Origin of the sequence: Aeromonas bestiarum (assembly GCF_028751155.1) — a bacterium.
Classification (GTDB): Bacteria; Pseudomonadota; Gammaproteobacteria; order Enterobacterales; family Aeromonadaceae; genus Aeromonas; species Aeromonas bestiarum.
On sequence record NZ_CP064746.1, the window covers coordinates 1,904,820 to 1,929,426 of the forward strand.

Consider the following 24,607-nt stretch of genomic DNA (forward strand, 5'->3'; position numbering starts at 1 on the left):
CTTACGAAATGGTTTTTGACAAAACCTTGGAGCGGCGCTGCCAGTTGTAGAAGCGCTGCCGTTCCACCGGCAGGTCTTCCACCTCCAGCGGATCGAAGCCCCGCTCCCGGAACCAGTGAATGGAGCGGGTGGTGAGCACGAACAGGCGGCGAATGCCGAGCCGCCTGGCCCGCTCGGCCACCTTGGCCACCAGCTGATCCCCCCGATTGGAGTTGCGATACTCGGGGTGAATGGCGACGCAGGCCATCTCCGCCATTGCCTCTTCCATGAAGCAGTAGAGCGCCGCGCAGCCGATGATGAGGCCGTCGCGCTCTATGATGGTGAACTTGTCTATTTCCATCTCCAGCTGCTCGCGGGAGCGGCGCACCAGTATGCCTTCCTCCTCCAGCGGGCGGATGAGATCCAGAATGCCACCGATATCTTCTATGGTGGCGGCACGGGCCTGTTCGGCGCTTTCCCGCACTATCTGGGTGCCGAGACCGTCGCGGCTGAACAGCTCCTGCAGCATGGCGCCGTCATCCTGATAACTCACCAGGTGGGAGCGGGGTACGCCGCCGCGGCAGGAGGCAATGGCCGCCCGCAGGTAGCGGGCGGTGCCGGACATCTCTTCCCCCGCCTGCTCCAGCTCCACCAGCAGCTCCTCGGCCTGCTCGGGGAAGAGCTCGGAGATGGCTTCGCCGTGTCTGTCCATCACCCCCTGGGTGCTGCTGAAACAGATGAGCTTGTCGGCCTTGAGATCCACCGCCACCCGGCGGGCCACCTCTTCCGAGCTCAGGTTGAAGCTCTCGCCGGTGACCGAGCAGCCGATGGGGGAAATGAGCACCAGGCTCTTCTGATCCAGCTGGCGAGTGATCCCCTCCACGTCGATGCGGCGCACCCGACCGCTGTGGCAAAAGTCGATGCCGTCATCCACCCCGAGCGGCTGGGCGGTGACGAAGTTGCCGCTCACCACGCTGATGCGCGCCCCCTGCATGGGCGTATTGGCCAGCCCCATGGAGAGCTGGGCCGTGATGTCGTACTGCAGGCCGCCACACACCTGCTTGATGAGGGCGAAGCTGGCGTCATCGGTGATCCGGATCCGTCTGTGGTACTGGGCCTCGATGCCGGCCCGGGCCAGCGCCTCGTCGTTTTGTGGACGTGAGCCGAACACCAGCACCAGGCGTATCCCCAAGGTCTGCAGCAGGGCGATATCGCTGACGATATTGGCAAAGTTGGGGTGGCAGAGGGCTTCCCCGCCCATCATCAGCACGAAGGTGGCGCCTCTGTGCACGTTGACATAGGGGGTAGACTGCCGAAAGGCATAGACCAGGCTGGGTTCGCGTTCACGCACGTGATTCTTTCCATAAAAAAACAGCAATGGGCTCAATATATGAAAATAAATTCACAAATCAAGACTAAATATTGATTTCACCGTTTTATGCCGCCATTTGGGCTGACTGGGGATGAGGGACTCCCGCCGGACGATGGCCGGACGCTGGAGGATGTCGCCATCCCAGCGTGGCTGCGGCCTTGGTTGATCCCGGCCCATAAACTGTTATCTTCGAGACTCCTTTTCGTCAGCTGTGCGATCGCACAGGTTTTTATACAAGGACAGGGTTCATGGAACAGATTATTTCACCGGCAGACGCGCTGCCGGGACGCCGCGAGACTATGGTGATTGGCCAGCAGCATGCGGTCAATGGCCACCCGACCCAGGGTCCCTGGCCTGAAGAGATGGCGGTAGCCTGGTTTGGCATGGGCTGTTTCTGGGGCGTGGAGCGCCTGTTCTGGCAACAGCCAGGGGTTTACTCCACCGCCGCCGGCTATCAGGGCGGGGTGACCCAGAATCCGACCTACAAGGAGGTGTGCAGCGGGCTGACCGGCCATGCCGAGACGGTGCAGGTGGTGTTTGATCCCAAGGTGATCGGCTACGGCGATCTGCTCAAGCTGTTCTGGGAGCAGCACGATCCGGCCCAGGGCATGCGCCAGGGCGGTGATGTCGGCACCCAGTACCGCTCGGTGATCTTCTATGCCGACGAGAGCCAGCAGGTCATCGCCCAGCAGAGCATGGCGGCCTATCAGCAGGCCATGATGGCCAGTGGCGACAGCCGCGCCATCAGCACCCGCATCCTGCCGCTGGCGCCCTTCTATTACGCCGAGGATTACCATCAGCAATATCTGGAGAAGAATCCGGAAGGGTATTGCGGACTGGGTGGCATAGGTGTCTGCCTGCCGCCGAGCCTCAATCGCTAAGCGGCTGTGCCGCGTTTGGCGACTCCCTGTTTCCGCATGAAAAAGAGCCGCAGCTGCGGCTCTTTTTGACGGTCAACATGCCGCTGAACAAGCTGAGTGTCAGCGCGATGAAAAAAATCGTAAAAAATGTGTCATGGCCGGGAACTAAACCGGATCGACCTTGCCTAACTTGGTAGCTTCCAAGGATGGGAGCCAAGACCAGACACATTTCTTGCCTCGATATTCATTAAAAGTCATTGAAAAGCTTGATGAGTTGAAATGATAGCAAGCAGGGCTGCCCGTTGAAGGCGGCCCTTTTCATTCGTGCTGTTTGCGGGAATATTCGGGCGCTTGGGTCTGCGCCACGGCGACAAGCTGTCTCGACGGGCTAGCTGATGGCGCCGTCAAACAGATTCTTGATGAGATCGATGAACTCTTCGAGGAAGGCTTGCTGGGCCGGGGTCGGGGCGCGCAGCCAGACGGCGGAGAGCACCTCTTCCAGATCGGCGACCACGGCATCGGCTTCTTGCATGATCATGAAGCGCAACTTGGGATCGAGCTGCGGGTTCTGTTCGCAGATGGCCATCAGGTTGCCGGCCACCCGGCCGCTCACCAGATCTTCGATGGTCTGTTCACCACTGCTCTGTTGCTGGGTTTCAAACAGTCCCAGACTCTCCACCAGATACTCAATCAGGGCGATATAGCCTTCGCTTTCTACAACCATGGCGGCCTCAATCCTCAACAATACGGAAAAACTGTGCGTATTTTAGTGGCTGGACCTAGCTTGGCAAGCGCCAGTGCAGACGATAGCGGATAAAACCGACCCCGCCGCGCTCCACGCTTTCCAATCCGGTCAGCTCAAAGCCATACCGTAAAAATAGCCCATAGCTGAAGGCACTGGCCTCCGTTGTCAGGGTCTCGATGCCGAGCCGAGCGGCCTGGCTGAGGGCGGTGGCGAGCAAGAGACCGCCAAGCCCCTGCCGTTGATGGTCGGCGCTCACATAGAGCAGGCTCAGGTGACCATCGTTGCTGAGGGTGACGAAGCCGAGCACGGCGCCGGTTTGCTCCAGCACCCAGCCGTGGTGCTCACGCAACTGGCTGACAAAGCCGGGATGATGGGCGCCGAGGGCCCACTGCTCTACCTGGGCCTCGCTGTAGTGCTCGGGGCCGCGTTGGCGCACCGACTGCTCGAACAGGGCGATGAGGGTGGGGATATGCCGCTCGCTCAGCGGGACTATATCGGGCTGCTCTGGCATGGGATGGCTCACAGTGTCGGCGCTTGCGGCCGTTTGGCCTTGGGCAGACCGGCGACCACCCGCTCATAGGAGTGGTGCACCCAGCCTTGCCAGAGATCGTCGGCCAGGGTGTCGCTCAGGGTAACCGTGTTCCAGTGCTGCTTGTTCATGTGCCAGCCGGGTTTGACCTCGGGGTGGATCTCCCGCAGCAGCAGGGCGAGGTCGGGCTCGCATTTGAGGTTGATGGTGAGCGGCGCAGCCTGCCAATCCACCAGTGCGAACATCTTGCCGGCGATGCGATAGACCAGGATCTCCGGGCCGAAGGGGGTGTCCTCCTGAGCGCCCGGCAGGGTCAGCAGAAAGGCTCTCAAACTCGTCAACTCCATGGTCACGCTCCTCGCCAGTTGCCATGCAAACGTATTTTTTAGGTGAAAATATCTGCTAAGATGCGCGCCTACTATACCCCAATGCTGTCGATGAGGGAGTCGCAAGATGCTGTATCACAAGACGTTCGAGCTTGGCCCCGACAGGGATTGGGTGGTATTCGTGCACGGCGCCGGTGGCAGCTCCTCCATCTGGTTCAAGCAGCTGCGCGCCTATCGCGAGCACTTCAACGTGCTGCTGCTGGACCTGCGTGGCCACGGTCAATCCCACCAGTTGCAGCAGGTGGTCAAGGGTCACTACAGCTTCCGGGCCGTGACCGAAGACATAGTGCGCCTGCTCGATCACCTGCGCATTTCCTCCGCCCACTTCGTCGGCATTTCGCTCGGCACCATCCTCATTCACCATCTGGCAGAGCTCTGCCCGGAGCGGGTCAAGAGCATGGTCTTGGGCGGCGCCATACTGCGGCTCGACATTCGCTCCCGGGTATTGGTGCAGCTGGGACGCCTCGGCCAGCATATCCTGCCCTACATGTGGCTCTACCGGCTGTTCGCCTTCATCATAATGCCGCGCCAGCACCATCAGGAGTCGCGCAACCTGTTCGTGCGCGAGGCGCGCAAATTGTGCCAGAAGGAGTTCAAACGCTGGTTCCGCCTCGCCACCGAGGTCAACCCGCTGATGCGCTACTTCAAGGAGCGCGCCCTGCCGATCCCGACCCTCTATGTGATGGGGGAGGAGGATCATATGTTCCTGGCACCGGTGCGCGAGCAGGTGGCCCGCGATGCCAGCTCCTCGCTGGCAGTGATCGAGCAGTGTGGCCATGTCTGCAATGTGGAGCAGCCTGAGCAGTTCAACCGCCGCACCCTGGCGTTTCTCAAATCTTTGGCCCGCGGCCGCAAATAATTCTTTGCCTCAGCCCTTCTCAAACAATGCAGGGGATATATCCGAGCCAGCGCTTATCCAGTTCTTCGATGTCACTGGAATAGTCGTACCAGCGAGATGGGGCTCAGTCAGCACGCCGGTATCCCCTATCACAGCATCCTCTATCTGGTGGATCAGGCGGCGAGATAAATAAGCCCCGGCAGAACAAGTTCTGACGGGGCTCCATTAGTTGGTTAAATCAGTTGGAACCTCACATATTTACTTGTGATTTATATCTAGATAATACTACGGTTTATTTTTTTTTGGTTTTTTATAAGATCACTGATATTAACCGGTTTGAAGATGCCTTTTGTATTGCTGATGTAAATAGATTTTATATATTCAATCGGTATGGGACGTAAACTGGCAGCCTCCAATTTAGGCATGTATTGACGATTCATGCCGGCATCTATCCAGCATATTCTAGTTTTTTCAGCAGAGGAGAACATATCACCTAAATAGAAATTATTTATTTCGAGCCAAACTGTTTGTGGCCAGCCAGTTCTACATGGAATAAAACTATATAATATTTCACTAACGTGCGAGCTTGGCAGTCTAAAATCAAATAAACTTATTCCACCGATGCTTCTAACAAATGGATGTGTTGATTTCGATTTTCCTCCCCAGCGTCTTGATTCATCAATACCTGGATCAGAAATAATGTAGTCGTGGCTGTATATCTCTAAAGCAAGTTCTTTGCTAGTGCTATGCCATATTTTCCCTTTAAGCTCTTTTGGTACTCGAGTTATCAATCTACGCTTTCCTCAATTTTGTATTTTCATTGACGTGCATGTGTATAATAAATAATCCATAACAGAAGCTAAACCCACGTTCCCTATCATTATATACTAGTTCTAGTGGCGGGTAGATTTCGAATTTCTTGGTTATGTTAGACATAATCACGCTCAGTTCTAATAACAAAGTGATCTCTAAGTTTGAATATGTTAGGAGGTATATCATTTTGACCATTTGGAATTTCAGATGGAGTAAACCTAGATTCATAAATTTCTTTTATTATTAGAGGTACGAATGTTTCCGACTGCGCCTGAGTTATCTGACCAAGATTTGCCCTGATATCGAGTTCTATTGCTAAGCCCGCGGCTGCTTGAAATGGTGCTCGCATTAATGCATAAGTGAACCGATCCCCTAACTGCTTGGGAAGTCCTGCGATAATGGCAGGCAAGAGATCTGGATGAAAGTCGAAGCTTACACAAAAGTCACCAGATCCGAAATTACAATTTGCTGATGCTGTCATTAGCGAGTCATCAATTTTGGCAAACAAATTAAGCCTAGTTTGGAACATGTGAAACTCTGTCTCTTTATCTAATCCCATTCGTAATAAAGCCATTCCAAAATCAGGTGCAAATTTTCTCAGAATAGGAGAGGAAAGATACTTTGGTGCTAATTGCCGTTCGATTTCATTCCAGTTAGACTCAAAATTATCAAAATTAATATGAAGCAGTGGTTCTATCTTGGCAGAACTAAAAATGACCAGTTCTCTACCATTGCAAAGCCCAAACTCATCACAGCGAATCTCAGGGTGAATTGCATAGCTATATGCTTGCTGAATGTGATTGTCATCCAAGACACTTTCGGATGGTCCTTTTGCATCAAGTATAAAAACTGGACGTTCATCTATATAAAATGTGTAGTCTGGAATTGTAGTTACTGGATGATTTCGTGTTCCTACACGTATAAATGGGTTTTTTAGAGTTTTACTTCTTGTAATTCGATGATTACCACTAGGTAGATAGCCTAACCTTTTAATTATTGGAGATATAATAATCTCCCTAACGGAGTCTTCTTTAAATTCAGGATCGTCAAAAATTGAACTGTCTATACCTTCGAACATATCGACTCCTTTAAAATGTAGTGTCTAAAAATTACTGGCCAGATAAAATTTTAGACTCATTGAGTGTATCACTAACATATAAATCATTTACTCTATTCTACGCGGCAAAATTTGTGGATGTAGGTGAGCTTTCTAGCTACCTGATAATGAGCTGCACAGATACCTTCTTCTTAGACTTCTTATCAGTAAAAAGATGGCTACCGCACGGGGTTACAGCTCCCCGAGTGCTCTTTTTAACCAAGTTGAAGAAGATTGAGCCATCACCACTCCTGGGTTGCCTTTGTGGCTCTGAGGGCCGGATGAGTAGCCTATCAAACACCGGTTTCTTCAGTTGAGTAAAAGCACGGTCAATCCATGAGATTTAAATGAAATCTTGATGGCGGTCTGATTTTGACGCTTGAGTCTCGAGGTAAGTGGGGAGAGGGGCGCTGGGCTCGCCTTCCTTTCGAGCTGCCTGGGCGGCAAGTCCCGGTTTTGTTCCTTGCTCATCAATACCTTGTAACAGCTGGTTACAGATCTTGAGTCGACCGGCGAACCCTCCCTCCAGTAAATTCAGCGGCGATTGAATGCACCTCACATAACAAAGCAATTGCAAGGAACAAGCATCAATGAGAATGCACCACAAAGCCATACTGGCCATCGCCTGCACCGCCGCCCTGTCCGCCTGCGACAGCGAGAAGGCGGCCAACAGCATCGCCAAGCGCGCGCCGCTGCCACTGCCCGATGCCGGCGTCTATGAGGCGAACCTGCTCAGTCGCGACGGCGATCAGGGGCCGTTCAAGATGATCAAGGGGCCGAGCGGGTTGGCGCTGGTCTACCCCAAGGGCGACAGCGAGCAGCGCTGGGGTGTCTGGGTCGAGAACGATGGCAAGCCGGTCACCATCTCACAATGGACCGGTCAGGCGGCCCGGAAGGAGAACAAGGATGGCATCTATCCGGTGCTGCTGGAGCGCACCTCGGTGCGGGGCAAGCGGCTCGATGCCCAGAGCAACGACCACAACCTCATCAGCTTTCAAGACCAATCGGTCACCGATCTGGCTGGCAAGGAGGTCAAGCGCTGGACCTTTGACTTTACCCGCGTCGGCACCCAGTTCCGGGATCCGGATCAGAGCACAGCCCTCTATCGCGACTGGAGCGGTCACCTTGCCGTGAGCAAGCTGACCACCCGGGTGATCACCAGCGACAGCTGGCTGGTGGAAGATGACGCCGGCCTTGCCGATGCCATGGTGGGCCTGATCCGCAGCACCAACAACGGCGGCTCTCTGACCCTGGATATCGAGTTCCCCAGAGCCGGTTGTACCCTGACCGGCAAGGGCAAGGCCGATCAGCACAATGGTCTGAGCAAGCTCAGTCTGAGCGGGTTTGGCAAGTGCAGCTTCAAGGCATCAAGCGATCTCAGCCCGCTCGAAAACAAGTGGGTGCTGGGTCTGGCCAAGGCCAGGGATGGGGCGCAGGCCTACGCTGCCGCGTTCGAGATGCCGGGTACCCGCAAGGCGACCCTGGTGGTGGGCTTCCCCGAGCAAAACGGCCTGATGGTGATGGGCGAAAAGTTCTGACAGCATTACGTTCTTAATCAAGACCCTAGGATATGCCTAGGGTCTATTTGGCACAATCTTAAAATATTTGAGGGAAGGATTTAGACTTTATCCAATGCCTTGGTGTCTGAAGCGTATTTGCACATGACTGTTGTGTTATCAGCTGCATAGTTGTAGCTGGTTTCAATATAACTACCACGATCGCCAGTCAAAATGATATTTACCTTGCTGCCTGGGTTAGGGTAGTGGTTATCACCATCACCACCATACCAGTGTCCTTTATTAAGGTCGTAATAGTAGATATTCCCCAGCACTCTGATTTTCAGTATGAATCGTTCAAAACTGGTCGCTACGTTTGCAACCGCAGATTGGCCGTTCTTGATGGTCAGGGTCATGAATTGGTACGGACTTGCTTCGATAATTTCTACATCAACACCCAAGGCATTCACTATGGTTAAACTTCCCATATTATTACCCTCTCAAATTTAGCAATGATGCTATTTGTTTGATTTCGCAGTGACCTGATGGAAACCTTAATTTCCTATCAGGAAAATAGGTGAAATTTAAAATGTAAAAGCCTAGCTATTTATCTAATGGCCGATAGATGTTCCACATTCTTTATATATGTATCAACTGCAAAGTTTGACACTTTGCATATTGGAAATCTCTGCTACTTTATCCCATGACTGAAAATAGCTTTGTTATCAGGCTATTGGCTATGGTGAAGCTAAAGTCATCCCGAAACCTGATGCACAATCGCAATGCTAAATATCTGCTCGACTCAATACCCCGTCATCTCCAGATAGCCCAGCCCCTTGGCATCCCCTGATACCCTCACTGCCCCCTCCCAGTAGTCAAAGCGGCCTGTCATGGCCTGATTGGGTTGGCGCGCCTGGATGGTTAGGTTGAGCTCCCCGGCGCTTAGCTGCCATTCGACGGGGTAGGGCTGCCCCTTGGGGCCGCGCCAGGTCTTGCCTGGAGTCAGTGTGATGGCGTCAGGGGAGAGCACCCGGCTGCTGCCGTCCTGCTCAATCAGGATGCCGTAGCGGTTTTCGGGCTCGGCGCGGCCCGCCTTGGTGCGCAAGCGAAACAGCATCAGCTCGCGGCCATCGGCAAGTTGCAGCGAGAACCAGTCCCAACCTGACTGCCAGTCGGCCAATACCGAGCTGCTCCACTCGTGATCGAACCAGCCTTGGCCCGTGACGGTGCGCTTCTCACCATCGAGGGTCAAAGTGCCGGTGAGTGTCAGCCTGGGGTAGGAGTAGTAAAACGAAGCGTTGCCTGGGCTCTTCTCGCTGTAACCCTGCTTGCCCTGCAGCACCACCGGCTTGGCGGCGCTCACCTTGAGATCAAGATCCCCCGCCTTGCTCTGCACCTTGAGGGTAGCGGGGAAGAGTGCCTTCCCCTGTGAGGTCAGCCCCCATTCCCGCAGCCAATATTCGCCGCCGCTGGCACCCGCGAGCCCCGGTCCCTGGCGGCTGGTGCGCTCATCCTGTTGGTGGCTGCCTTTGCCGAGGTCTGTGATGGCAAACTGGGCCAGCCAGAGCTGAGGGGTGAGCCAGGGGTTGTTCAACGTTATCGCTTGCTCTATGCCCTGGCGAAACAAGGTCCACTGCAGGCCATAGTCGCGCCCCTGCTCATCCTTGAGGTTGCCGGTGAGATACCACCACTCGGATCTGTAGTCGGGGTGGGCGCCGTGATCGGCGGGCAAGCGGATGGGTTGGCCCGGCACGGCCTTTTTGAACTGATCGCTGCCGCCGCCGAGGATGGCGCCCAGATCGTTGGCCCAGGCCGCCCCGCCATAAAGGGGGCAGGTGAGCAGCAGTAGCCAGACATTGCGTTTTTTCATACCAGTTTCCTCGCGGCAAACCAGGACGCCAATGCGCCACACACAGGCGCCAGCAGCAGGGCCGTTATGGCATGCAAGGGGGCGGCCTCGAAGGCGAGGCGCCAGCCAAAGGCGCGGGGGTTGACCACTTCGATCAGCACCCAGGCGAGGCCATAGCCCACCGGCAGCGCCAGCAGCGCGGTGAGCAGCCCGAGGCCCGCCCCCTGCCACACCAGCAGGCGGCGGCAGTGGCGCGGGCTCAATCCCAGACTCTGCAAGGTCTGCAACTCGCTGCGCCTGGCCAGCCCCAGCACCATGAAGGCCGAGCCTATGCCGACGAAGGCGATGCCCAAAATCAGCAATTTAAGCAACTCGGTCACCACAAAGGTCTGGTCGAACACCTTGAGGGCGGCGGCATGGATGGCGGGGGCGGGCAAGAGGTTGACCCCCTCGCCAAAACGGGCGCGCAGCCGGTCGGCCAGCTGCTCAGGATGGGCACTGAACAGGGCGAGGGATTGCACCGCCCCCTCTTCGAAGGCGTGCAGGAGTTGCCCCTTGTCGCTGCCGTAATCCTGATAGACGCCGGTGACGGTGAGCCGCCTTGGCCCCTGTTCGCTTGTGATGCTGAGCGCCTGGCCCACCTTGACCCCGAGCCGCACCGTCAGCGGCTCGCTGGCCAGCACCTCGTCGGGGCCCTCGGGCCAGCGCCCGGCCAGCAGGGGATAGGCGGCTTTAAGCTCGGGGATAAAGTCCATCTGCGCCCACTCTATGGGCTGCCCCTGCCAGCGGGCGGGGTGCACGGCGCGGCGCGATGCTTGCGCCACCTCCGGTTCGGCCAGAATGGCGGCCAGGGTCGCCTCGCTCAGGGCGCCCTTGTTGCCTGCCACCCCCTTGGGGGCCGTGACATAGAGATCGGCGGCCAGACGCTGGCCCAGCCAGATCTCCACGCTCGATCGAAAACTCGACACCATGACCCCTATGCCGATGGCTGCGGCTATGGCCAGCTGCAGCGCCATCACGGCGATGGCGGTGCGATCCAGATGGTATTGGGTCTCGGCCACCCCGAGTCGGGCGGTCAGGAGGTGGTGGCGATCCGGCGCCCCCATGGCGCGGCGCAGCCGCCCCAGCAGCCAGCGCAGGGCGTCCGGCAGCCAGAGCGCCATGGCCAGCAGCCAGCCACCGGCCACAAACAGGGCGCCACCCAGGCCGGTTTGTGGCAGCCAGAGGCAAAGCGCGCACAGCAGCAGTATGGCGATGGCCAGCCCCCGGCGGCGCCAGGTATGTCGCGGCGGGTGGCTGTTGCCCTCACGAAGCTCAAGGGGGGATTGGCGCAGCAGTTGCCACCAGCCGGGCAGGTTGGCGGCAAGCGTCCCGGCAAGGCCGATCACCAGTGCCTTGAGCAGGCTCAGAGGGGAGAGGCGCAGCAGATCGATGGGATTGGGGCCATACAGATCGGCCAGCGCCTGGGTCAGCTGCCCCATGAGCGTCAGGGCCAGCAGGCTGCCGAGCTGCAGCCCGAGCAAGGTGCCCAGGGTGGCGAGGATCAGCAGTTCCAGCGCCAGCCAGCGCAGCAGCCGGCTCGGCGGCAGCCCCAGAATGATCAGCTGGGCCAGCTGGGGGCGACGCACGCTCTGCACGAAGCGCTGGGCGTTGAACACCAGAAACAGTCCCACCGCCATGGCGAGCAGGGAGAGGGCGGTGAGGTTGAGCGCCAGGGCATCGCCGAGCTGGCTGGCATCGAGCGCCGGGCTGATGGGCTCGAGCCAGAGCGGCTGATGGGGGCGATAGGTTTGCAGCAGGGCTTGCAGGGCGCGGGCCTCGGCGTCACTCAGCTTGAAGACGATGCGATCGAGTCGACCCTCTTTGCCAAGCAGGGGCTGGGCTAGGCCTATGTCGGTCACCAGCAGCCGATCCATGGGCACGGCACCTGGCTCGAAGGTGCCCGCCAGAGTGAGGATCAGCGGGCGATCACCCTCGCCACCGCCGCCCAGCACAAAGGTGCGGGATTGGCCCGGTTGCCAGTCAAGCCGCCTGGCCTCCGGCGCCGCCAGCCAGACGCTGTCGGCGCGGTTGAGCGAAAAGGCGGGTTCGCTGGATGGGCCTTCACCAAACAGCCGGCGCAGGGGGCCGGGGTTGAACAGATCCATCCCCAGCAGCTGAAAACTGCGCCCCTGCTCGTCTTTGAGCCAGGCGTGCAGCTGCGGCATGGCATTGAGGCTCGGCTGGCTGCGCACCAGTTTGACGTAAAGCTGCTCATCCAGACCGCCGCTCGGGGCCAGCCGGTAGTTGGCTTCCCCCGCCAGCTGGCTGCGGGCGGCGACAAAGTTGGTGCTGGCACTGTGGTTGAGAAGCTCTATGGCCACCACCAGCGAGACCCCCAGCATGAGCCCGGTCAGGCTCATCAGCAGCAGCCAGGGATGGCTGCGATAGAGGCGCAGCAGCGCCTTTAACGGCAGCATGAGGCGGCCTCGCGATCGCGGCTGGCGTTACTCATGGCGTGCGCCCTTGAGCTCGACAAGTTGTCCCCCTTCGAGGCGCAGCACTCTATCGGCCAGGGCGCCATAGGCGGGGTTGTGGCTCACCAGCAAGAGCCCGGCGCCGGTTTCGCGCACCGCCTCCATCATCAGCGCCATCACCTGCTCGGCGTTGTGCTCATCGAGACTGCCGGTGGGCTCATCGGCCAGCAGCCACCTGGGCTGGTGAATGAGGGCGCGGGCCAGGGCCACCCGCTGGCGCTGGCCGCCGGAGAGCTGCTCCGGCCAGGCGTGGCGCTTGTGAACGAGATCGAGCCGAGTAAGCAGGGCGTCAAGGGTTGTCTCATGGCGGGACAGGCCGTTGATGGCGAGCGGCAGGCAGAGGTTCTCCTCCACGTTCAGGGTCGGCAGCAGATTGAAATCCTGATAGACGATGCCAAAATGCCGACCACGCAGGCGGGCCCGATCGTCCGGGGACTGGTTGTCGAGCCGGATCTGCCCCAGCCAGATCTCCCCCTCATCCGGGGGGATGAGGCCGGCGATCAGATTGAGCAGGGTCGACTTGCCACAGCCGCTCTGCCCCAGCAGCAGGGTGATCTCGCCAGCGGCCAGGGTGAGATCCAGGTGATGGAACAGCGGCAGACGTTCGCTGCCGTTATCGAAGCTCTTGCAGAGGTTGCGCAGGGTCAGCATGGGATAACCGCTTGATGGTCAATGGCTTTCATCATGCCATCTAGGCTACCACGGGCGGGAATGATCAACACGCCTCGCGACGGATCAAGAGGGCCAGTTAGTGATCAAGCCTGCAAAAGAGGTGAGGATCCTCGCTGGATCCCGCTTGCCAGAGGTGGTTAGAATAGGGGCTTCCATGGGTCACAGGATGAGCAAGGATGTTACACAAGCAAGTCAGTTTTATCATCGATAGCAAGGGCAACAAGCAGGCTGCCGTCGTCCCCATCGAGATTTATAACGAGCTGATGACCCTGCAAAAGGCGCTCTCCGACAACAAGCCGGGGGAGCGCGAGCTGTACCACTTCAACGGCAAGGGCGCCGAGGCCCACGGTTATCCGGTGGGCAAGCGGCAAAATCCCGGCTTCATGGTGCTGGCGGGCTCCACCGCCAATGGCGAGGATGCCGCCTCCTTGCGTGAAGCCGTGATCGAACTGCGTCAGGAGCTGCTGGGCAAGGGGATCCTGGCCCCGCGCAGTGAAGGAGGGTTTGTGTTCACCGCCGATCAGTTGTTCAACAGCCCGAGCCTGGCCGCCAGCCTGGTGGCGGGTAACAACCGCAGCGGCCTGGATGCCTGGCAAAACAGCGCCGGCTACACCCTCAAGCAGTCGGGTTTCGGCAAGAAGTAATTCCCCGGCAAGTCAACTGCGCCTCCCTGCCGCTTGCGGGGACTGCACAACGGACATGAAAACGCCGCCCTCTTTGGTGATCAAGGAGGGCGGCGTTTTTTGTCAGGCGTTTATTTCTTGCCGGTCAGCAGCCAGTAGCTGATGGCCGAACCAAAGCCGCAGCCAGCGATGGCAATGGCCATGGGCAGCGGCGATTCGGGCGGATTGAGGTTGACCAGAATGCCCACCAGGGCGCCTATGCCAAAGCGCAAGGTGCCGGCCAGGGCCGAGGCCGTGCCTGCCGACTGGGGGAAGTGACCCATCAGGCCCGTCATGGCGTTGGCCCCCACCAGGCTGATGTGACCGACGAACAGCACCACAGGGATGACGATGCCCCACAGGCCCCCGGTCTGGCTCCAGGCGTTGTAGATGAGCAGGGCACCGGCACAGGGCAGCATCAGCAGACCGTATTGCAACATGCGCTCGGCGCCCACTCCTTTCACCAGCCGGCTGTTGACGAAGGTGACCACCATCATCAGCAGGATATTGAGGCCGAACAGCCAGCCGTAGTGCTCGGTCGGCACCTTGAAATACTCGATGTAGACGTAGGGCGAGGCGCTGATAAAGGCAAACATGCCCGAGCTCGACAGGGCGCCACACAGCACATAACCCATGGCGCCGCGATGGGAGAGCACGCCCCAGTAGTTGCGCAGCACCTGCCCCAGCCTGAGCGGCTGCCTGTGTTCAGGCTTCAGGGTCTCCTGAATTTTCCACTGCATCACCACGCAGATGAGCAGGCTGATGCCCACCAGCAGCCAGAAGATCACCCGCCAGTCGCTGTGGGCGCTGATGTAACCGCCTATTACGGGGGCCACCAGGGGCGCCAGCGTCATCACCAGGATGACGAACGACATGGCCCGCGAAAACGCATCCTTCTCGAACAGGTCGCGCAGCAGGGCATTGACCACCACTGAGCCGGCCGCACCGCCCGCCGCCTGCAGCATGCGCCAGGCCAACAATTCGGGCAGGGAGTCCGCCATGGCGCAGCCCACCGAGGCGATGGCAAACATTACCAGCCCCGCCAGGATCACCGGCTTGCGGCCATAGCTGTCGGCGAGCGGTCCGTAGAACAGCTGGCCGATGGCGAAGCCGCCGAGGAAGGCACTGATGGTGAGCTGGGCACCGTCTATGCTGGTGACGAGATCCCGGGCGATGGCCGGAATGGCGGGCAGGTACATGTCCACCGCCAGCGGGGTCAGGCCCGCCAGGGCGCCGAGCAGGATAAACAGAAAACGGGGAGAGAGGGCTGCGGGTTGGGGCATAGGATGTCCGATCGTGAGCAAGTTCGCGTGAAAAAAAGTAACAAGTAGTCAGTCTATCAGTTTTGGCTGGTTTGGGCAGGGCTATGCCGTCCCCGTCACGCTCTGGCTGTGATGCCAGGCGGCGTATTGCGGTCCGGGTAGCCGGATCACTGCCGTTTCGGCGCCTGACAGCCTCGATAGGCGAGCAGCAGCCAGCAGAGCCAGCCCAGCAGGGAAATTCCGCCTCCCCACCGTTCTGGCCAGCGAGCCGTCAGCCTCAGTCTGAGCCTGTGCTGGCCGGCAGGCACCCAGACTTGCAGCAGCCCCTGCCGGTTTGCGCTGACCGTCAGCGTCAGCGAGTCATCCAGTCTGGCCTGCCAGCCCGGGTAGTCATATTGGTGCAAGGTGAGCCTGGTGGGCCTCTGTGTCCTCACCGTCAGTTCCAGCCATCTGGGTTGCCAGCGTACCAGCGTCCACTCGGCGCCTTGCTGCTCAGTGGTGACCGGGGGTTGAAACTCCTCCTTCCAGGCGAGCAGAGTCGGGGTGAACCGGCCACTGGGCACCTGAATGGGGCGGTATTCCCGGGCACTGCGCTTGCTGTCGAACTCGGCATCGATCACCGTCTTGAGCGGTGCCTGGGTGAGGGGGGCGTAATAGACATAGGCGAGGCTGGAGATCAGGGTGATCAGCAGCAGGCACCACCAGATCCCTTGCCATGGCCGCTTGACCGGGGTTCCCAGCGCGACCACTGCCACCGTGGCCAGGGTGAGGATCAGATTGCACCGCCAGGGAAATTGCAGCCGCTGCAGCGGTGGCAGCAGGTGCCAGATTGGCTGGCTGAGGGGCAACATCATCAGGAAGGCACCTACCCCCAACACCCCCCAGCACAGGAGCTCGGGGTGGCGTGGCTCACGGGCCGCTGCCCAGGCGAGCAGCAGCAACCCCATGGTCAGCAGGCTTTGCCAGGCCAGATGGCCGCGAAAGCGCCAGTCGCCCCAGCCCGAGGGCAAGCGGTCGAGAAAGTTGCGCCTGAAGTCGAACATGCCGCCACGCATCAGCTCCATGGAGATGGCTCCCTGATCCAGCAGGGCGGGTAGCAGCAGGGCCGCGGCCATGGCCAGCCCCAGCACTTGCGCGGCCAGGGTGATCCGGAGCGGAAACGATGTGCGTGAGCGCCAGGTTTGCAGCAGCGCCCGCAGCGTGATCAGCGCCAGCATCAACAGCAGGCTGGGCAGGTGGGTGAATGCCAGCAAGGCCAGCGCCAGTGCCAGCAGGGGGAAGCCGCCTCGCCGGCGCTGGCCGGCGAGATCCTGCCCCAGCAGTACCAAAGGAGCCCAGACGAAGGCCCAGAATTCCGCCAGGGCGAAGCGGGCATAGAGATCCAGGGCCAGATGATAAGGCAGGGCGAGGTAGAGCAGGCTGGCGGCCAGGGCGCGACCGGGGGCGCTAAAGCGGCGCAGCCAGAGGTAGGCGAAGAGACCGGAGAGCAGCAGCGCCAGGCTGGCGCTCCAGAGCAGGGGATAGATGGCCTGATGGGCGAGCGGCTGGGGGCCGGCGAACAGAGCACTGACGTAGTAGGGCAAGGGGGGATAAAAGAAGAAGGTAGGGCTGCCAAAGCCGCCGTTCATGGCCATCAGCCAGCGCGGGTAGAGCTCCCCCTGCCACAGTTGCAGCGCAAAATAGTGGCCGGAAAGCAGATGATGAAACAGATCATGCCCCTGGCTGCCCCCCCGCAGCCAGAGCGGCAGCAGCAAGACCCCGCAGGCCAGCACCAGCGTCAGAGGGATGAGATACCATTCGCCTGGCTTCTTCATAGACAGACTCACTTGTCACGGATGCGAAGTGAGTGTAGTCGACGCTGGCCGCCTGGCAGGTGAGTCGAGTGGCCGACTAGAGGGAGATGGGCACCTGTAGCTCGAACCAGAGGGCGGCTAGGGGGAGACAGGCTTTTGTATCCCGAGCCAGAGGCCCGGTTCGGCGTGAAAGCGGGGGGCAAACCAGATCTGCCGGTTTGGTGCAGGCAGATCGCCAGCCAGGATGGGCCGTCGGCTGAGGCGGCAAGCCCCTTGTACCAGTGCGAGGCGGGCATCCCCCTGGTACCAGCCATCGGTGACGGGCAGGGCCGTGGTCTCTCGCAGCAGCCTCACCCCCCACTGGGTTACCAGCGCCGGGCACGCCCGCTCGGCCAGTTGAGTCGCCTTGACCATGGCCGGCGGCTGGGGAGGGGTGAGTGTGGTCATCAGCAGCGCCAGGGCCCCCAGCACGGCCGGCAGCTCGCCCCGGTGCGGCAGCATGCCCGCCAGCAGCACAAGGCCTAGCAGGATGAGGGGCGCCAGATGGCGAGGATTGTCCGGGTTCTGGCCAAACAGGGTCCAGAGCAGCAGGACCAGCCAGCCGAGATACCAGACCTGCTTGGCAGATGGGGTCTTGTGCCGCACCGCGGGCCAGAGCGGTATCAGCAACAGCCCGATTGCCAAGGGCCAAAGCGGGGTCAGTTGATCATTGAAGGTGCGGGCCCAGCTCAAAAGCCGGTCGCCGTGGGCCGCCGCCGTGTTGCCCCAGAGGGTAAAGTGGCCGTCGGTAAAGCGCCGCCCTTCGCTGAAATAGGCCAGGCCATCGGCCTGCCAGACAAACAGCAGGCTGGAAAATCCTACCAGCGCAATGGGGAGCACAAATCTGAGTCGTGTGCCCTTCTGTTGCATCCCGAGCCAGAGCGGCAGCAATGCCAGCACGAAATAGGAGGGGCGCAGGGCCAGCAGCAGCCCTACCAGCAGGCCGGCCAGCGTTATCTTGCGATGCTGCAAGGCCAAGAGAGCCCCGAGCCAGGCCGCCAGCGCAGGCCCGTCCGAGAGGCCGGAGAGCGCCAGGGTCGGGGTGAGCGGCAGGGCCAGCACCAGCAGCCAGACTGGCGCCAGCAGGCTTGGCCGTTGCCATAATCTGACAGCTAGATACGCTGCGAGCGGCGCTATCAGCGCTGTGCCGAAGAGGCTTGCCCACTGCACCGCGCGGGCCGGTTCGTCTACCAAAAGATTGATAAGCCGCGCCAGCCAGATAAAGGCGGGGTAGCCAGGAAAGTGGGGGGAGAATTCCAGCACGCTGAAGCGCATCACCCCGTGGGCAAAGTTCAGGGCATCGTCGGAATCGAGCGCCACCGGGAAGGCCAGCAGCCAGCCAAGCCAGGCCAGCTGCAGCAGCGCAAGCAGCCAGAGGGGGGAGGAGCCAGGAGAAGTCCAACGCCGAGACCTTGCCTTCCCCCTCATCCCCAACCCTTCTCCCGCCGGGGGAGAAGGGGGAAAACCGACGTCCGGGTGCATTTATCGGCAGGCTGTGCGTAGGGTGGGTAGAGCGAAGCGAAACCCACCGTTTGTCACAGCGAGATGGCGCAATGATTGACAGAGGGTCATCAGAGCGGAGCCAGCACGGCCATCAGCGCTTTTTCGGCGTCGGCGAAGGCGGTGGCATCGGCAGGCTTGGCACCCACCCCGAAGACACCCGGGTTGCCGATGGCATCGAGCACCCTGGCCAGCGCCTGCTCGGCAGCCTTGCGATCCCCTTCACTGAGAGAGGGGAGGATCAAATCCAGGAAGCGCTTGCTCTTGACCACCAGCACCTTGGCGGTCTGGTAATCTCCGAGGTTCTGGCTGGCCCCCTCGAGGCGACGCTCTATCTCCGCCTTGTAGGCGCGGTTGAGCAGGGCGGCAGTGGCGGCCGCATCCTGGGCCTTGATGGCGGCAGCCAGCGGCGCTTGCAGTTCGACCTTGTGGTGCTCTTCCAGATAGGCCAGCTCCTCGGCAATCCCCTTGAGCAGCTCGCCGGCATCCTTGCCGTCGCTGGCGGCGCCGAGCAGCGCCTCGCGTGCATCGATCAGCGGCTCCTTGCCGGCGGCGGCGTAGGAGTAAGCCTGGGCCTGTCCCATACCGGTCAGCAGCGGGCCCATCAGCAGGGCGAGGGCGAGTAAACCCGGGCGTATGATCATCCTGTTCTCCTTGTTGTGCTTACGGCACGGCCCTCAGGCCGCACACTGGGTCTCGAGCACGCTGTTTTCATGGCTATGAGTGAAGGTGATGAGGCGTCTGTCAGCCTTGTCTCACACCTGCAAACATCCTCACGCCACGCTCTGGGTCTCGATCACTGTGTTTTCGTTGCGATGATTGAAGGTGTTGCGGCGTCTGTCTGCCTGTTGAACACCTGTCATCGGCCTCACGCCACGCTCTGGGTCTCGATCACGGTATTTTCGTTGCGATGATTGAAGATGGCGTGGCGTCTGTCCACCCCGTCGATCACCATGTCGGCGGCCATCATCCCCATCTCCATGGCGGTGTCGGTGAAGATGTAGCGAAACGTCCCCTGGCGGCCGGTCATGATGAGATTGCTAATCGGCATCAGCGCCTGGATGGCGGCGTTGCGGCGGGCCTGATAGCCCAGATCCATCAGCGGATAGGCGTACTCGCTGCGCGCCTCGAAGGTTTCGTCCCCCAGCTTGGCGGTATCCACCCCCAGGCTGGCGAGATCGGCGGTGACCCGGCCGCGCAGCTCGGCCAGCGGCGCCTGCCAGGTCTCGTCCCCCGGATTGCAGGGGATCTCCAGCATCACGGATGTTTTCCCCACCGGCGCCATAAAGGGGCTGCGCCGGCGCGGCTCCTGCAAGCGGGTGGCCAGGATGTGTGGATCCGAGAGGTACTGCCAGGTGTTGTCCGACAGGTTCTCCTGATTGAGGAGCATGTTGACGAAGCGAAGCGAGCGGTAGTGCAGATCGCACGGCAAGCCCAGATGCTGACAGGTGAGCGGCAGCGGCAGGGTAGAGATCACCTGATCAAAGGATTCGCTTTGCTCAACACCCTCCTGTTGCCAATAAACCCGTTCGATCCGGCCATCGATCTCCTCAAGGCGAGTGATGGTGGCGCCGGTTTTGAGCTCGACGCCCTCTGCCACCAGCCGCTCACCCAGGGTGGCGAAGATCTGGCCGAAACCATACTTTGGATAGCGATACTTGCGGGCATAGGTACGCACCGAGAGGTTGCCCTTGCGCCTTGGCAGCAGGCGGCGTGCCACGTCTTTGAGATCGATGAGGCTGATGCGCTGACCAGCCCAGTCGGCGGAGAGCCGGTCCGGGTTGATGCCCCACAGCTTGCCGGTGTAGCCCTCGAAGAACTGGCGATAGAGGGTGCGGCCGAAGTGGCTCTGGATCCACTCGGCAAAGCTCGCCTTGTCAAAGTCTTCCGGCTTTTTGGCAAAGGGCAACAGCAGCAGATCCTTCACCGCGCCGGCCATCAGCGGCAGGGGGGCTGTCTTGATCAGATTGGTGAGGTTCAAGGGGTAGTCATAGGTGCGCCCGCCAAAGCGGATCACGCTCTTGCGATCGGCGTGGAGCAGATCGTCCCCCATCAGCTCGTCGATAAAGGCGAGCAGCTCGGGGTTCTTGGTGATGAAGCGGTGACCGCCGTAATCGAAGCGATAGTCGCCATCCTTGCCGGCAAAGGTCTGGGTGGCGCACATGCCGCCCACCACGGGCTCCTGCTCGAACAGGGTGACCGCAAAACCGGCCTGGCAAAGACGCCAGGCGGCCATCAAACCGGCAGGGCCTGCGCCCAGTACTGCAATCTTCTTGCTGTCGCTCATGACTGTGTATCCGAAAAATCTGGCTGAAGAGAAAAGGGGAAGAGGGTGAAAAAAGCGGCCCATCCCGTGAGCCGCCTTGCCGTATTCATATCTCGCAAAGAGGCGGGCTTACCCCTGGACTTTGTGGCGATAGTTGCGATGCCAGATGGTGACGAAGATCACCAGGTAGCTGGCCCAGGTCAGCAACTGCAAGCCGGCCGGTGAGGCATTGTAGCCAAACAGGGCGCGCAGGAAGGTACCGAATACCCCCTGATCGTCGAGAATGTGACTGATATTGAATACCGGCGTCGTCCAGAGGGTGATGACCCCCGCCGCCTGCAACATGTTGACGGCGGACGACAGCAGGCCTGCGGCTATGATGATGATGAGCAGGCCGGTCCAGCGGAAGAAGGGGGCCAGCGCCACCTTGCGGGTAGAGCGCAGCAGGCCCCACACCAGCACCACAGAGATCAGCAGTCCGCCCAGCGCCCCCATCAGTCCCTCGTGCAGATCCACCCCTTGCCCTGAGTAGACCAGGGCCGAGAAGAAGAGCACGGTTTCAAAGCCCTCGCGCATCACGGCGAGGAAGGCGAGCAGCACCAGGCCAAAGAGGTTGCCGCCATCGATGGCCGCATCGATGCGCGCCGTCATGGCGCCGACCTGGGATTTGGCCTGCTTCTGCATCCAGACCGCCATGTAGGTGAGCACAAGGGTGGCGAAGATCAGGATCCCCGCCATCAGCAGGTGGTTGTAGCGCTCGCTCTCGAACTGGCTCACCACCACCTGGAACAGGAAGGCGACGACGAGGGAGGCAAGCAGACCCAACCCCACCCCCAAATAGATGAACTTGTTGTAACGGCTCGCCCCCAGCTTGGCGAGATAGGAGAGGCAGATGCCCACCAGCAGAAAGGCTTCCAGCCCCTCGCGCAGGGTAATGAGAAAACTTGCAAACATCAGGATTCAGGCTCCGTGTCAGGCGTAGGGGAGGTGGGTTGCAAGGTGAGTTGCAACCGGTTGAGCAGCACTATGGGTGGCTCCGGGAGGCTCGGCTCGGCGGCGCGCACCGCATCATTGACCCACTTGGGGTAGGTGCGGAAATTGAGTTTGATGTCGGCCTGGAAGGGCCCTCGGGCATCCGTCGGCAGTGGCCAGGCTTCATCGCGCCAGCCATCGGCCGGGATGCGGGTATCCGCCAGCAGCTTGGCGTAACGCCAGAACTTGAGCCCCACCAGTTTGCCGTCGGCATCGCCAAATACCTTCCTGAACAGCCGCGCGTCCTCGGGCACGGCGCCAGCCACCGGCTGGCCGCTTGCAAGCACCCGCTTGCCGCTGGCATCGGTGACGGTCAGTTCCAGCCAGAGCTCGCGAAAATCGGCGACCCCGGTGGGCAGAGCGTGGCCCGCGCCGGTATTGGCAACCCGCACCACCAGTTGGCGGCGATCGGCTGCCCCTTCGATGCGGGCTGAGAGGGTGGCGCTGGATCGCAACAGCGCCAGGCTCTCCTGCTCGAGTTCAGGGTTGCGCAGTCCCACCAGCTGATGCTGGGCGCCGGTGAAGTTGTGGCGATAGAGCCGCTCTTTCACTGTGCCGTTTTCGGTGGACTGGCCGGCCACCGGTGCGCCGCCATTGCCCGGCTCCGGGTTCATGTGACAGTCGATGCAGCTGCGCCGCTTGGCGGGATCGTCCGCCTTGGCGAAACTGGAGTTCTCCCACTCATCCCAGGTGTTGACGATATTGGCGCCTGTGCCCGGGGCAAACTCGTTGTGGCAGGATTTGCACAGGGCCGCGTCGCGGTAGAAATCCTTCTGGTAGGAGGCCTTGTGCATGGCGGGGCGCGCGTTGATCTGCCGCTCGGCCAGCCAGTGCTTGAGGCTGCCGCCCGGGGCATCCTCGAACACATAACTCTCTCTGTCTTTGAGGTTCACCGTAAAGGCGCTGTTGCCGCCGGCGTCTTCGAGCCGGGTGATGCGATGACAGAGCACGCAGCTTGTGCCTTCCTCTACCACGGGCTCGCCTTTTTGATGAGCGGCAATGAGCGAGGCACCGCCCTGCTCGAACATGTGGGAGCCCTTGGGCATATCCTGCTGGCCGTTCATCACCTGCTGGGGCATGTGGCAGCCCTGGCACCACTGGCCGAATGCCTCGCCTTCGGTCTGGCGGGCCAGCGCCTGCACCACCTTGTAGTAGGGGTGGGAGTTGCCCATCAGCCTGTGGTTGCTCTCGCTCCAGTCCGCAAACGCCTCTTGGTGGCAATTCTGGCAGGAGGCGGAGTTGAGCCACTCCTTGGGATGGGTGGTTGGCGCCTTGGCCGGATCCGTGCGCGGGGCATCGAGCCGCAGCCAGTTGGCGAGATAGGGGAGGTTGCCATCGGCGGTCACGAAGGCGTGCAAGTCTTCCATCATGGCCTTCACCTCGGGCTGGGGCCTGGCGGGGTCAACTGCCTCGGCGCCATCGCGGGTGTCATGGCCCATGCCGCCCTGGGTCTGCTGGGTCATGCGCAGGTATTCGCCGATAAAGTCCCCGGCCACCATGTTGGCGAGGTTGGCGTGACCATTGATGGCGTTATCGCTGCTCTGCTGGCGATGGGCGGCCATCAGATAGCGGTTGGTGAAGTTGAACCCGTCCAGATGGCAGGAGTTGCAGCTCATCCAGTTGTCCCCCGCCATGGGGAAGCGTGAGTTGGAAGCTGTGTTGCCCAAGTTGAACAGCCGCTCGCCGCGCTTGAGCGCCTCGGGGCGGGGATCCGTCTCCACCAGTTTGGCGAAGTGCGGCTGATCGACGGTGACCCGGGCGAAGGGGCCGCTGCCGCCGGTGTTGAGACGGGTGAGATCCTGCCCCATGGCGTTGTGCACCAGTAGGTGGTCGCCATCGATCAGCAGATCCCGCGGATTCTGGCCCGGCAGATGGCGAAGGAGCTGGGTCGCCTTGGCGCCCCCCTGAAACTTCTTGCGGCGGTGGCGGTTGCTGTTCTGCTTGCCGCTGCGCGACAGGTCGAACACCAGCAGATCCTCCGAGCCCGCCAGGGTCAGGTAGATCCGCTTGCCGTCGGCGGCGAAGCGCGCCGCGAACGGGTTGGAGACGATCTGGCTGCGGTTGCCGACGCTCGGCAGGTTGATCTGCAAAAAGAGCTGCTTTCTTTCATCTACCCGCTCTTTCTCCTCATCGAGATTTATGATGGAGACGGCCGGAAAGACGGTGCTCTGAAACTGGAAGGGGTGGTCGAAACTCCACAGCACATGTGGCAGCCAGGCTTCGCTGCCATCGGGGGAGATAGTGATGCCATCGAGCAGGCGCGGCAAGCCCTGGGAGTCGCTCGGCGTATCGCTGTGGGTCTCGGCCAACGTGATCAGGTGCGGCTTGGGCAGGGTGGTGCCGTTGGCTCCGCTCTCGAGCTTGCCGAGATCATAGATGGCGAGCTGGCCCGTCATGGCGTGGGTGAGCAGCAGGCGGTCGTCGTTGGTCAGCGCCAGCCCGCGCGGGGTTTCGGCACTGGCCGCATCCAGCTGCAGTCTGCCTGAGGTGTCGTAGGCCTGCAGGCGGCCTGCCTCAAACAGCGTGACCCAGAACCACTGCCGCTTGGGATCGAAGATGACCCCATAGGGTCTATGGCCGGTGGGGATCACCTTCGCAAGGTCGAGATCCTCATCCAGCAGCAGCAACCGATCGCCGCTGTAATCGGTGACCAGCAGGGTGCCGTCGCCTGCGCGGGCCAACTGGCGCAGATCACCGCCAAAGCGGGCCTCTTTGAGCCGCTTGCCGTTGTCTCGTGCCAGCAGAGTGACAGATCCTGCGCTCAGGTTGGCGGTGACGAGGCGATGGGTCTCGCCCTCGTCATAGGCGATCATGGCCGCGCCCATCTGCTGGGCCGCGGCAGTATGGGTACCCAGCAGCAGTGCTGTGGTGAGCAGGCAGGAAAACAGCAACTTCAGCATGG

General features: G+C 60.5%; 21 protein-coding genes. 4 read left to right on the top strand and 17 right to left on the bottom strand.

Translation table 11 applies throughout. The features are described from left to right. Window position 1 precedes the first annotated feature (1 nt). Window positions 2-1,330 carry an amino-acid N-acetyltransferase gene (gene argA, locus IU367_RS08870; RefSeq protein WP_274454065.1) on the bottom strand — a complete coding sequence of 443 codons (1,329 nt, stop codon included), beginning with the start codon at window positions 1,328-1,330 and terminating at the stop codon, window positions 2-4. A gap of 269 nt (window positions 1,331-1,599) precedes the next feature. Between argA and msrA the strand changes: the two genes are divergently transcribed. Beyond that, window positions 1,600-2,232, top strand: a complete 633-nt coding sequence (gene msrA, locus IU367_RS08875; RefSeq protein WP_043556141.1) for a peptide-methionine (S)-S-oxide reductase MsrA — start codon at window positions 1,600-1,602, stop codon at window positions 2,230-2,232. A 367-nt stretch (window positions 2,233-2,599) separates the two neighbouring features. Here the strand turns inward: msrA and IU367_RS08880 are convergent, their stop codons facing one another. From IU367_RS08880 to IU367_RS08890, 3 genes are read right to left on the bottom strand one after another with little or no spacing between them, the layout of a single operon-like run. After that, a complete protein-coding gene (locus IU367_RS08880; protein ID WP_042869761.1) occupies window positions 2,600-2,935 on the bottom strand; it encodes a DUF3802 family protein in 336 nt (111 codons plus the stop codon). 55 nt (window positions 2,936-2,990) lie between these two features. Continuing rightward, window positions 2,991-3,467 (bottom strand): GNAT family N-acetyltransferase, encoded by a 477-nt coding sequence (locus IU367_RS08885; protein WP_274454066.1) that lies wholly within the window; start codon window positions 3,465-3,467, stop codon window positions 2,991-2,993. Window positions 3,468-3,475: 8 nt separating this feature from the next. Further along, window positions 3,476-3,832 carry an MmcQ/YjbR family DNA-binding protein gene (locus IU367_RS08890; RefSeq protein WP_274454067.1) on the bottom strand — a complete coding sequence of 119 codons (357 nt, stop codon included), beginning with the start codon at window positions 3,830-3,832 and terminating at the stop codon, window positions 3,476-3,478. A 106-nt stretch (window positions 3,833-3,938) separates the two neighbouring features. Between IU367_RS08890 and IU367_RS08895 the strand changes: the two genes are divergently transcribed. After that, the gene (locus IU367_RS08895) at window positions 3,939-4,730 is read left to right on the top strand and encodes an alpha/beta fold hydrolase (protein ID WP_274454068.1); all 792 of its coding nucleotides are present in this window, start codon (window positions 3,939-3,941) and stop codon (window positions 4,728-4,730) included. A 254-nt stretch (window positions 4,731-4,984) separates the two neighbouring features. On the opposite strand, the gene IU367_RS08900 is transcribed toward IU367_RS08895, so the two are convergent. Continuing rightward, window positions 4,985-5,500, bottom strand: a complete 516-nt coding sequence (locus IU367_RS08900; RefSeq protein ID WP_274454069.1) for a hypothetical protein — start codon at window positions 5,498-5,500, stop codon at window positions 4,985-4,987. Between the two features lie 137 nt (window positions 5,501-5,637). Continuing rightward, window positions 5,638-6,600, bottom strand: coding sequence for a type I restriction enzyme HsdR N-terminal domain-containing protein (locus IU367_RS08905; protein WP_274454070.1), 963 nt, complete (start codon window positions 6,598-6,600; stop codon window positions 5,638-5,640). 614 nt (window positions 6,601-7,214) lie between these two features. Here IU367_RS08905 and IU367_RS08910 point away from each other — a divergent pair. Then, the gene (locus IU367_RS08910; RefSeq protein ID WP_337999347.1) at window positions 7,215-8,156 is read left to right on the top strand and encodes a hypothetical protein; all 942 of its coding nucleotides are present in this window, start codon (window positions 7,215-7,217) and stop codon (window positions 8,154-8,156) included. A gap of 80 nt (window positions 8,157-8,236) precedes the next feature. On the opposite strand, the gene IU367_RS08915 is transcribed toward IU367_RS08910, so the two are convergent. The 4 genes from IU367_RS08915 to IU367_RS08930 form a co-directional block, all read right to left on the bottom strand. Continuing rightward, entirely contained in the window at window positions 8,237-8,602 is a 366-nt protein-coding gene (locus IU367_RS08915; protein WP_241279025.1) for a hypothetical protein, read from the bottom strand. Window positions 8,603-8,916: 314 nt separating this feature from the next. After that, entirely contained in the window at window positions 8,917-9,984 is a 1,068-nt protein-coding gene (locus IU367_RS08920) for a lipocalin-like domain-containing protein (RefSeq protein ID WP_274454072.1), read from the bottom strand. Next, complete coding sequence (locus IU367_RS08925) at window positions 9,981-12,422, bottom strand: ABC transporter permease (protein ID WP_274454073.1); 2,442 nt, start codon at window positions 12,420-12,422, stop codon at window positions 9,981-9,983. Before IU367_RS08925 ends, IU367_RS08920 begins: the two co-directional genes overlap by 4 nt. Window positions 12,423-12,449: 27 nt before the next feature. After that, on the bottom strand, window positions 12,450-13,130 hold the full coding sequence (locus tag IU367_RS08930; RefSeq protein WP_274454074.1) for an ABC transporter ATP-binding protein: 681 nt from the start codon (window positions 13,128-13,130) through the stop codon (window positions 12,450-12,452). Between the two features lie 197 nt (window positions 13,131-13,327). Between IU367_RS08930 and IU367_RS08935 the strand changes: the two genes are divergently transcribed. Beyond that, window positions 13,328-13,795: a DUF4357 domain-containing protein gene (locus IU367_RS08935; protein WP_043141117.1), complete on the top strand. Its 468-nt coding sequence runs from the start codon at window positions 13,328-13,330 to the stop codon at window positions 13,793-13,795. A gap of 110 nt (window positions 13,796-13,905) precedes the next feature. On the opposite strand, the gene IU367_RS08940 is transcribed toward IU367_RS08935, so the two are convergent. From IU367_RS08940 to IU367_RS08970, 7 genes are all read right to left on the bottom strand, one after another. Next, window positions 13,906-15,096: a Bcr/CflA family multidrug efflux MFS transporter gene (locus IU367_RS08940; RefSeq protein ID WP_274454075.1), complete on the bottom strand. Its 1,191-nt coding sequence runs from the start codon at window positions 15,094-15,096 to the stop codon at window positions 13,906-13,908. A 146-nt stretch (window positions 15,097-15,242) separates the two neighbouring features. Continuing rightward, window positions 15,243-16,889: a 6-pyruvoyl-tetrahydropterin synthase-related protein gene (locus tag IU367_RS08945; RefSeq protein WP_274454076.1), complete on the bottom strand. Its 1,647-nt coding sequence runs from the start codon at window positions 16,887-16,889 to the stop codon at window positions 15,243-15,245. A 117-nt stretch (window positions 16,890-17,006) separates the two neighbouring features. Beyond that, complete coding sequence (locus IU367_RS08950; protein WP_274454363.1) at window positions 17,007-18,278, bottom strand: hypothetical protein; 1,272 nt, start codon at window positions 18,276-18,278, stop codon at window positions 17,007-17,009. A gap of 200 nt (window positions 18,279-18,478) precedes the next feature. Next, window positions 18,479-19,051, bottom strand: coding sequence for a hypothetical protein (locus IU367_RS08955; RefSeq protein ID WP_274454077.1), 573 nt, complete (start codon window positions 19,049-19,051; stop codon window positions 18,479-18,481). A 224-nt stretch (window positions 19,052-19,275) separates the two neighbouring features. Next, entirely contained in the window at window positions 19,276-20,694 is a 1,419-nt protein-coding gene (locus IU367_RS08960; protein WP_274454079.1) for an NAD(P)/FAD-dependent oxidoreductase, read from the bottom strand. 108 nt (window positions 20,695-20,802) lie between these two features. After that, entirely contained in the window at window positions 20,803-21,627 is an 825-nt protein-coding gene (locus IU367_RS08965) for an FTR1 family iron permease (protein ID WP_274454080.1), read from the bottom strand. Further along, a complete protein-coding gene (locus IU367_RS08970) occupies window positions 21,627-24,605 on the bottom strand; it encodes an NHL repeat-containing protein (RefSeq protein ID WP_274454082.1) in 2,979 nt (992 codons plus the stop codon). The genes IU367_RS08965 and IU367_RS08970 overlap by 1 nt, the downstream gene beginning before the upstream one ends. Window positions 24,606-24,607: the final 2 nt, after the last annotated feature.

Coding starts and splice junctions, on each gene's coding strand:
- msrA (WP_043556141.1), top strand. CDS start 1,600: ATGGAACAGATTATTTCACCGGCAGACGCGCTGCCGGGACGCCGCGAG.
- IU367_RS08880 (WP_042869761.1), bottom strand. CDS start 2,935: ATGGTTGTAGAAAGCGAAGGCTATATCGCCCTGATTGAGTATCTGGTG.
- IU367_RS08885 (WP_274454066.1), bottom strand. CDS start 3,467: ATGCCAGAGCAGCCCGATATAGTCCCGCTGAGCGAGCGGCATATCCCC.
- IU367_RS08890 (WP_274454067.1), bottom strand. CDS start 3,832: ATGGAGTTGACGAGTTTGAGAGCCTTTCTGCTGACCCTGCCGGGCGCT.
- IU367_RS08895 (WP_274454068.1), top strand. CDS start 3,939: ATGCTGTATCACAAGACGTTCGAGCTTGGCCCCGACAGGGATTGGGTG.
- IU367_RS08905 (WP_274454070.1), bottom strand. CDS start 6,600: ATGTTCGAAGGTATAGACAGTTCAATTTTTGACGATCCTGAATTTAAA.
- IU367_RS08910 (WP_337999347.1), top strand. CDS start 7,215: ATGCACCACAAAGCCATACTGGCCATCGCCTGCACCGCCGCCCTGTCC.
- IU367_RS08915 (WP_241279025.1), bottom strand. CDS start 8,602: ATGGGAAGTTTAACCATAGTGAATGCCTTGGGTGTTGATGTAGAAATT.
- IU367_RS08920 (WP_274454072.1), bottom strand. CDS start 9,984: ATGAAAAAACGCAATGTCTGGCTACTGCTGCTCACCTGCCCCCTTTAT.
- IU367_RS08925 (WP_274454073.1), bottom strand. CDS start 12,422: ATGCTGCCGTTAAAGGCGCTGCTGCGCCTCTATCGCAGCCATCCCTGG.
- IU367_RS08930 (WP_274454074.1), bottom strand. CDS start 13,130: ATGCTGACCCTGCGCAACCTCTGCAAGAGCTTCGATAACGGCAGCGAA.
- IU367_RS08935 (WP_043141117.1), top strand. CDS start 13,328: ATGTTACACAAGCAAGTCAGTTTTATCATCGATAGCAAGGGCAACAAG.
- IU367_RS08940 (WP_274454075.1), bottom strand. CDS start 15,096: ATGCCCCAACCCGCAGCCCTCTCTCCCCGTTTTCTGTTTATCCTGCTC.
- IU367_RS08945 (WP_274454076.1), bottom strand. CDS start 16,889: ATGAAGAAGCCAGGCGAATGGTATCTCATCCCTCTGACGCTGGTGCTG.
- IU367_RS08955 (WP_274454077.1), bottom strand. CDS start 19,051: ATGATCATACGCCCGGGTTTACTCGCCCTCGCCCTGCTGATGGGCCCG.
- IU367_RS08960 (WP_274454079.1), bottom strand. CDS start 20,694: ATGAGCGACAGCAAGAAGATTGCAGTACTGGGCGCAGGCCCTGCCGGT.
- IU367_RS08965 (WP_274454080.1), bottom strand. CDS start 21,627: ATGTTTGCAAGTTTTCTCATTACCCTGCGCGAGGGGCTGGAAGCCTTT.
- IU367_RS08970 (WP_274454082.1), bottom strand. CDS start 24,605: ATGCTGAAGTTGCTGTTTTCCTGCCTGCTCACCACAGCACTGCTGCTG.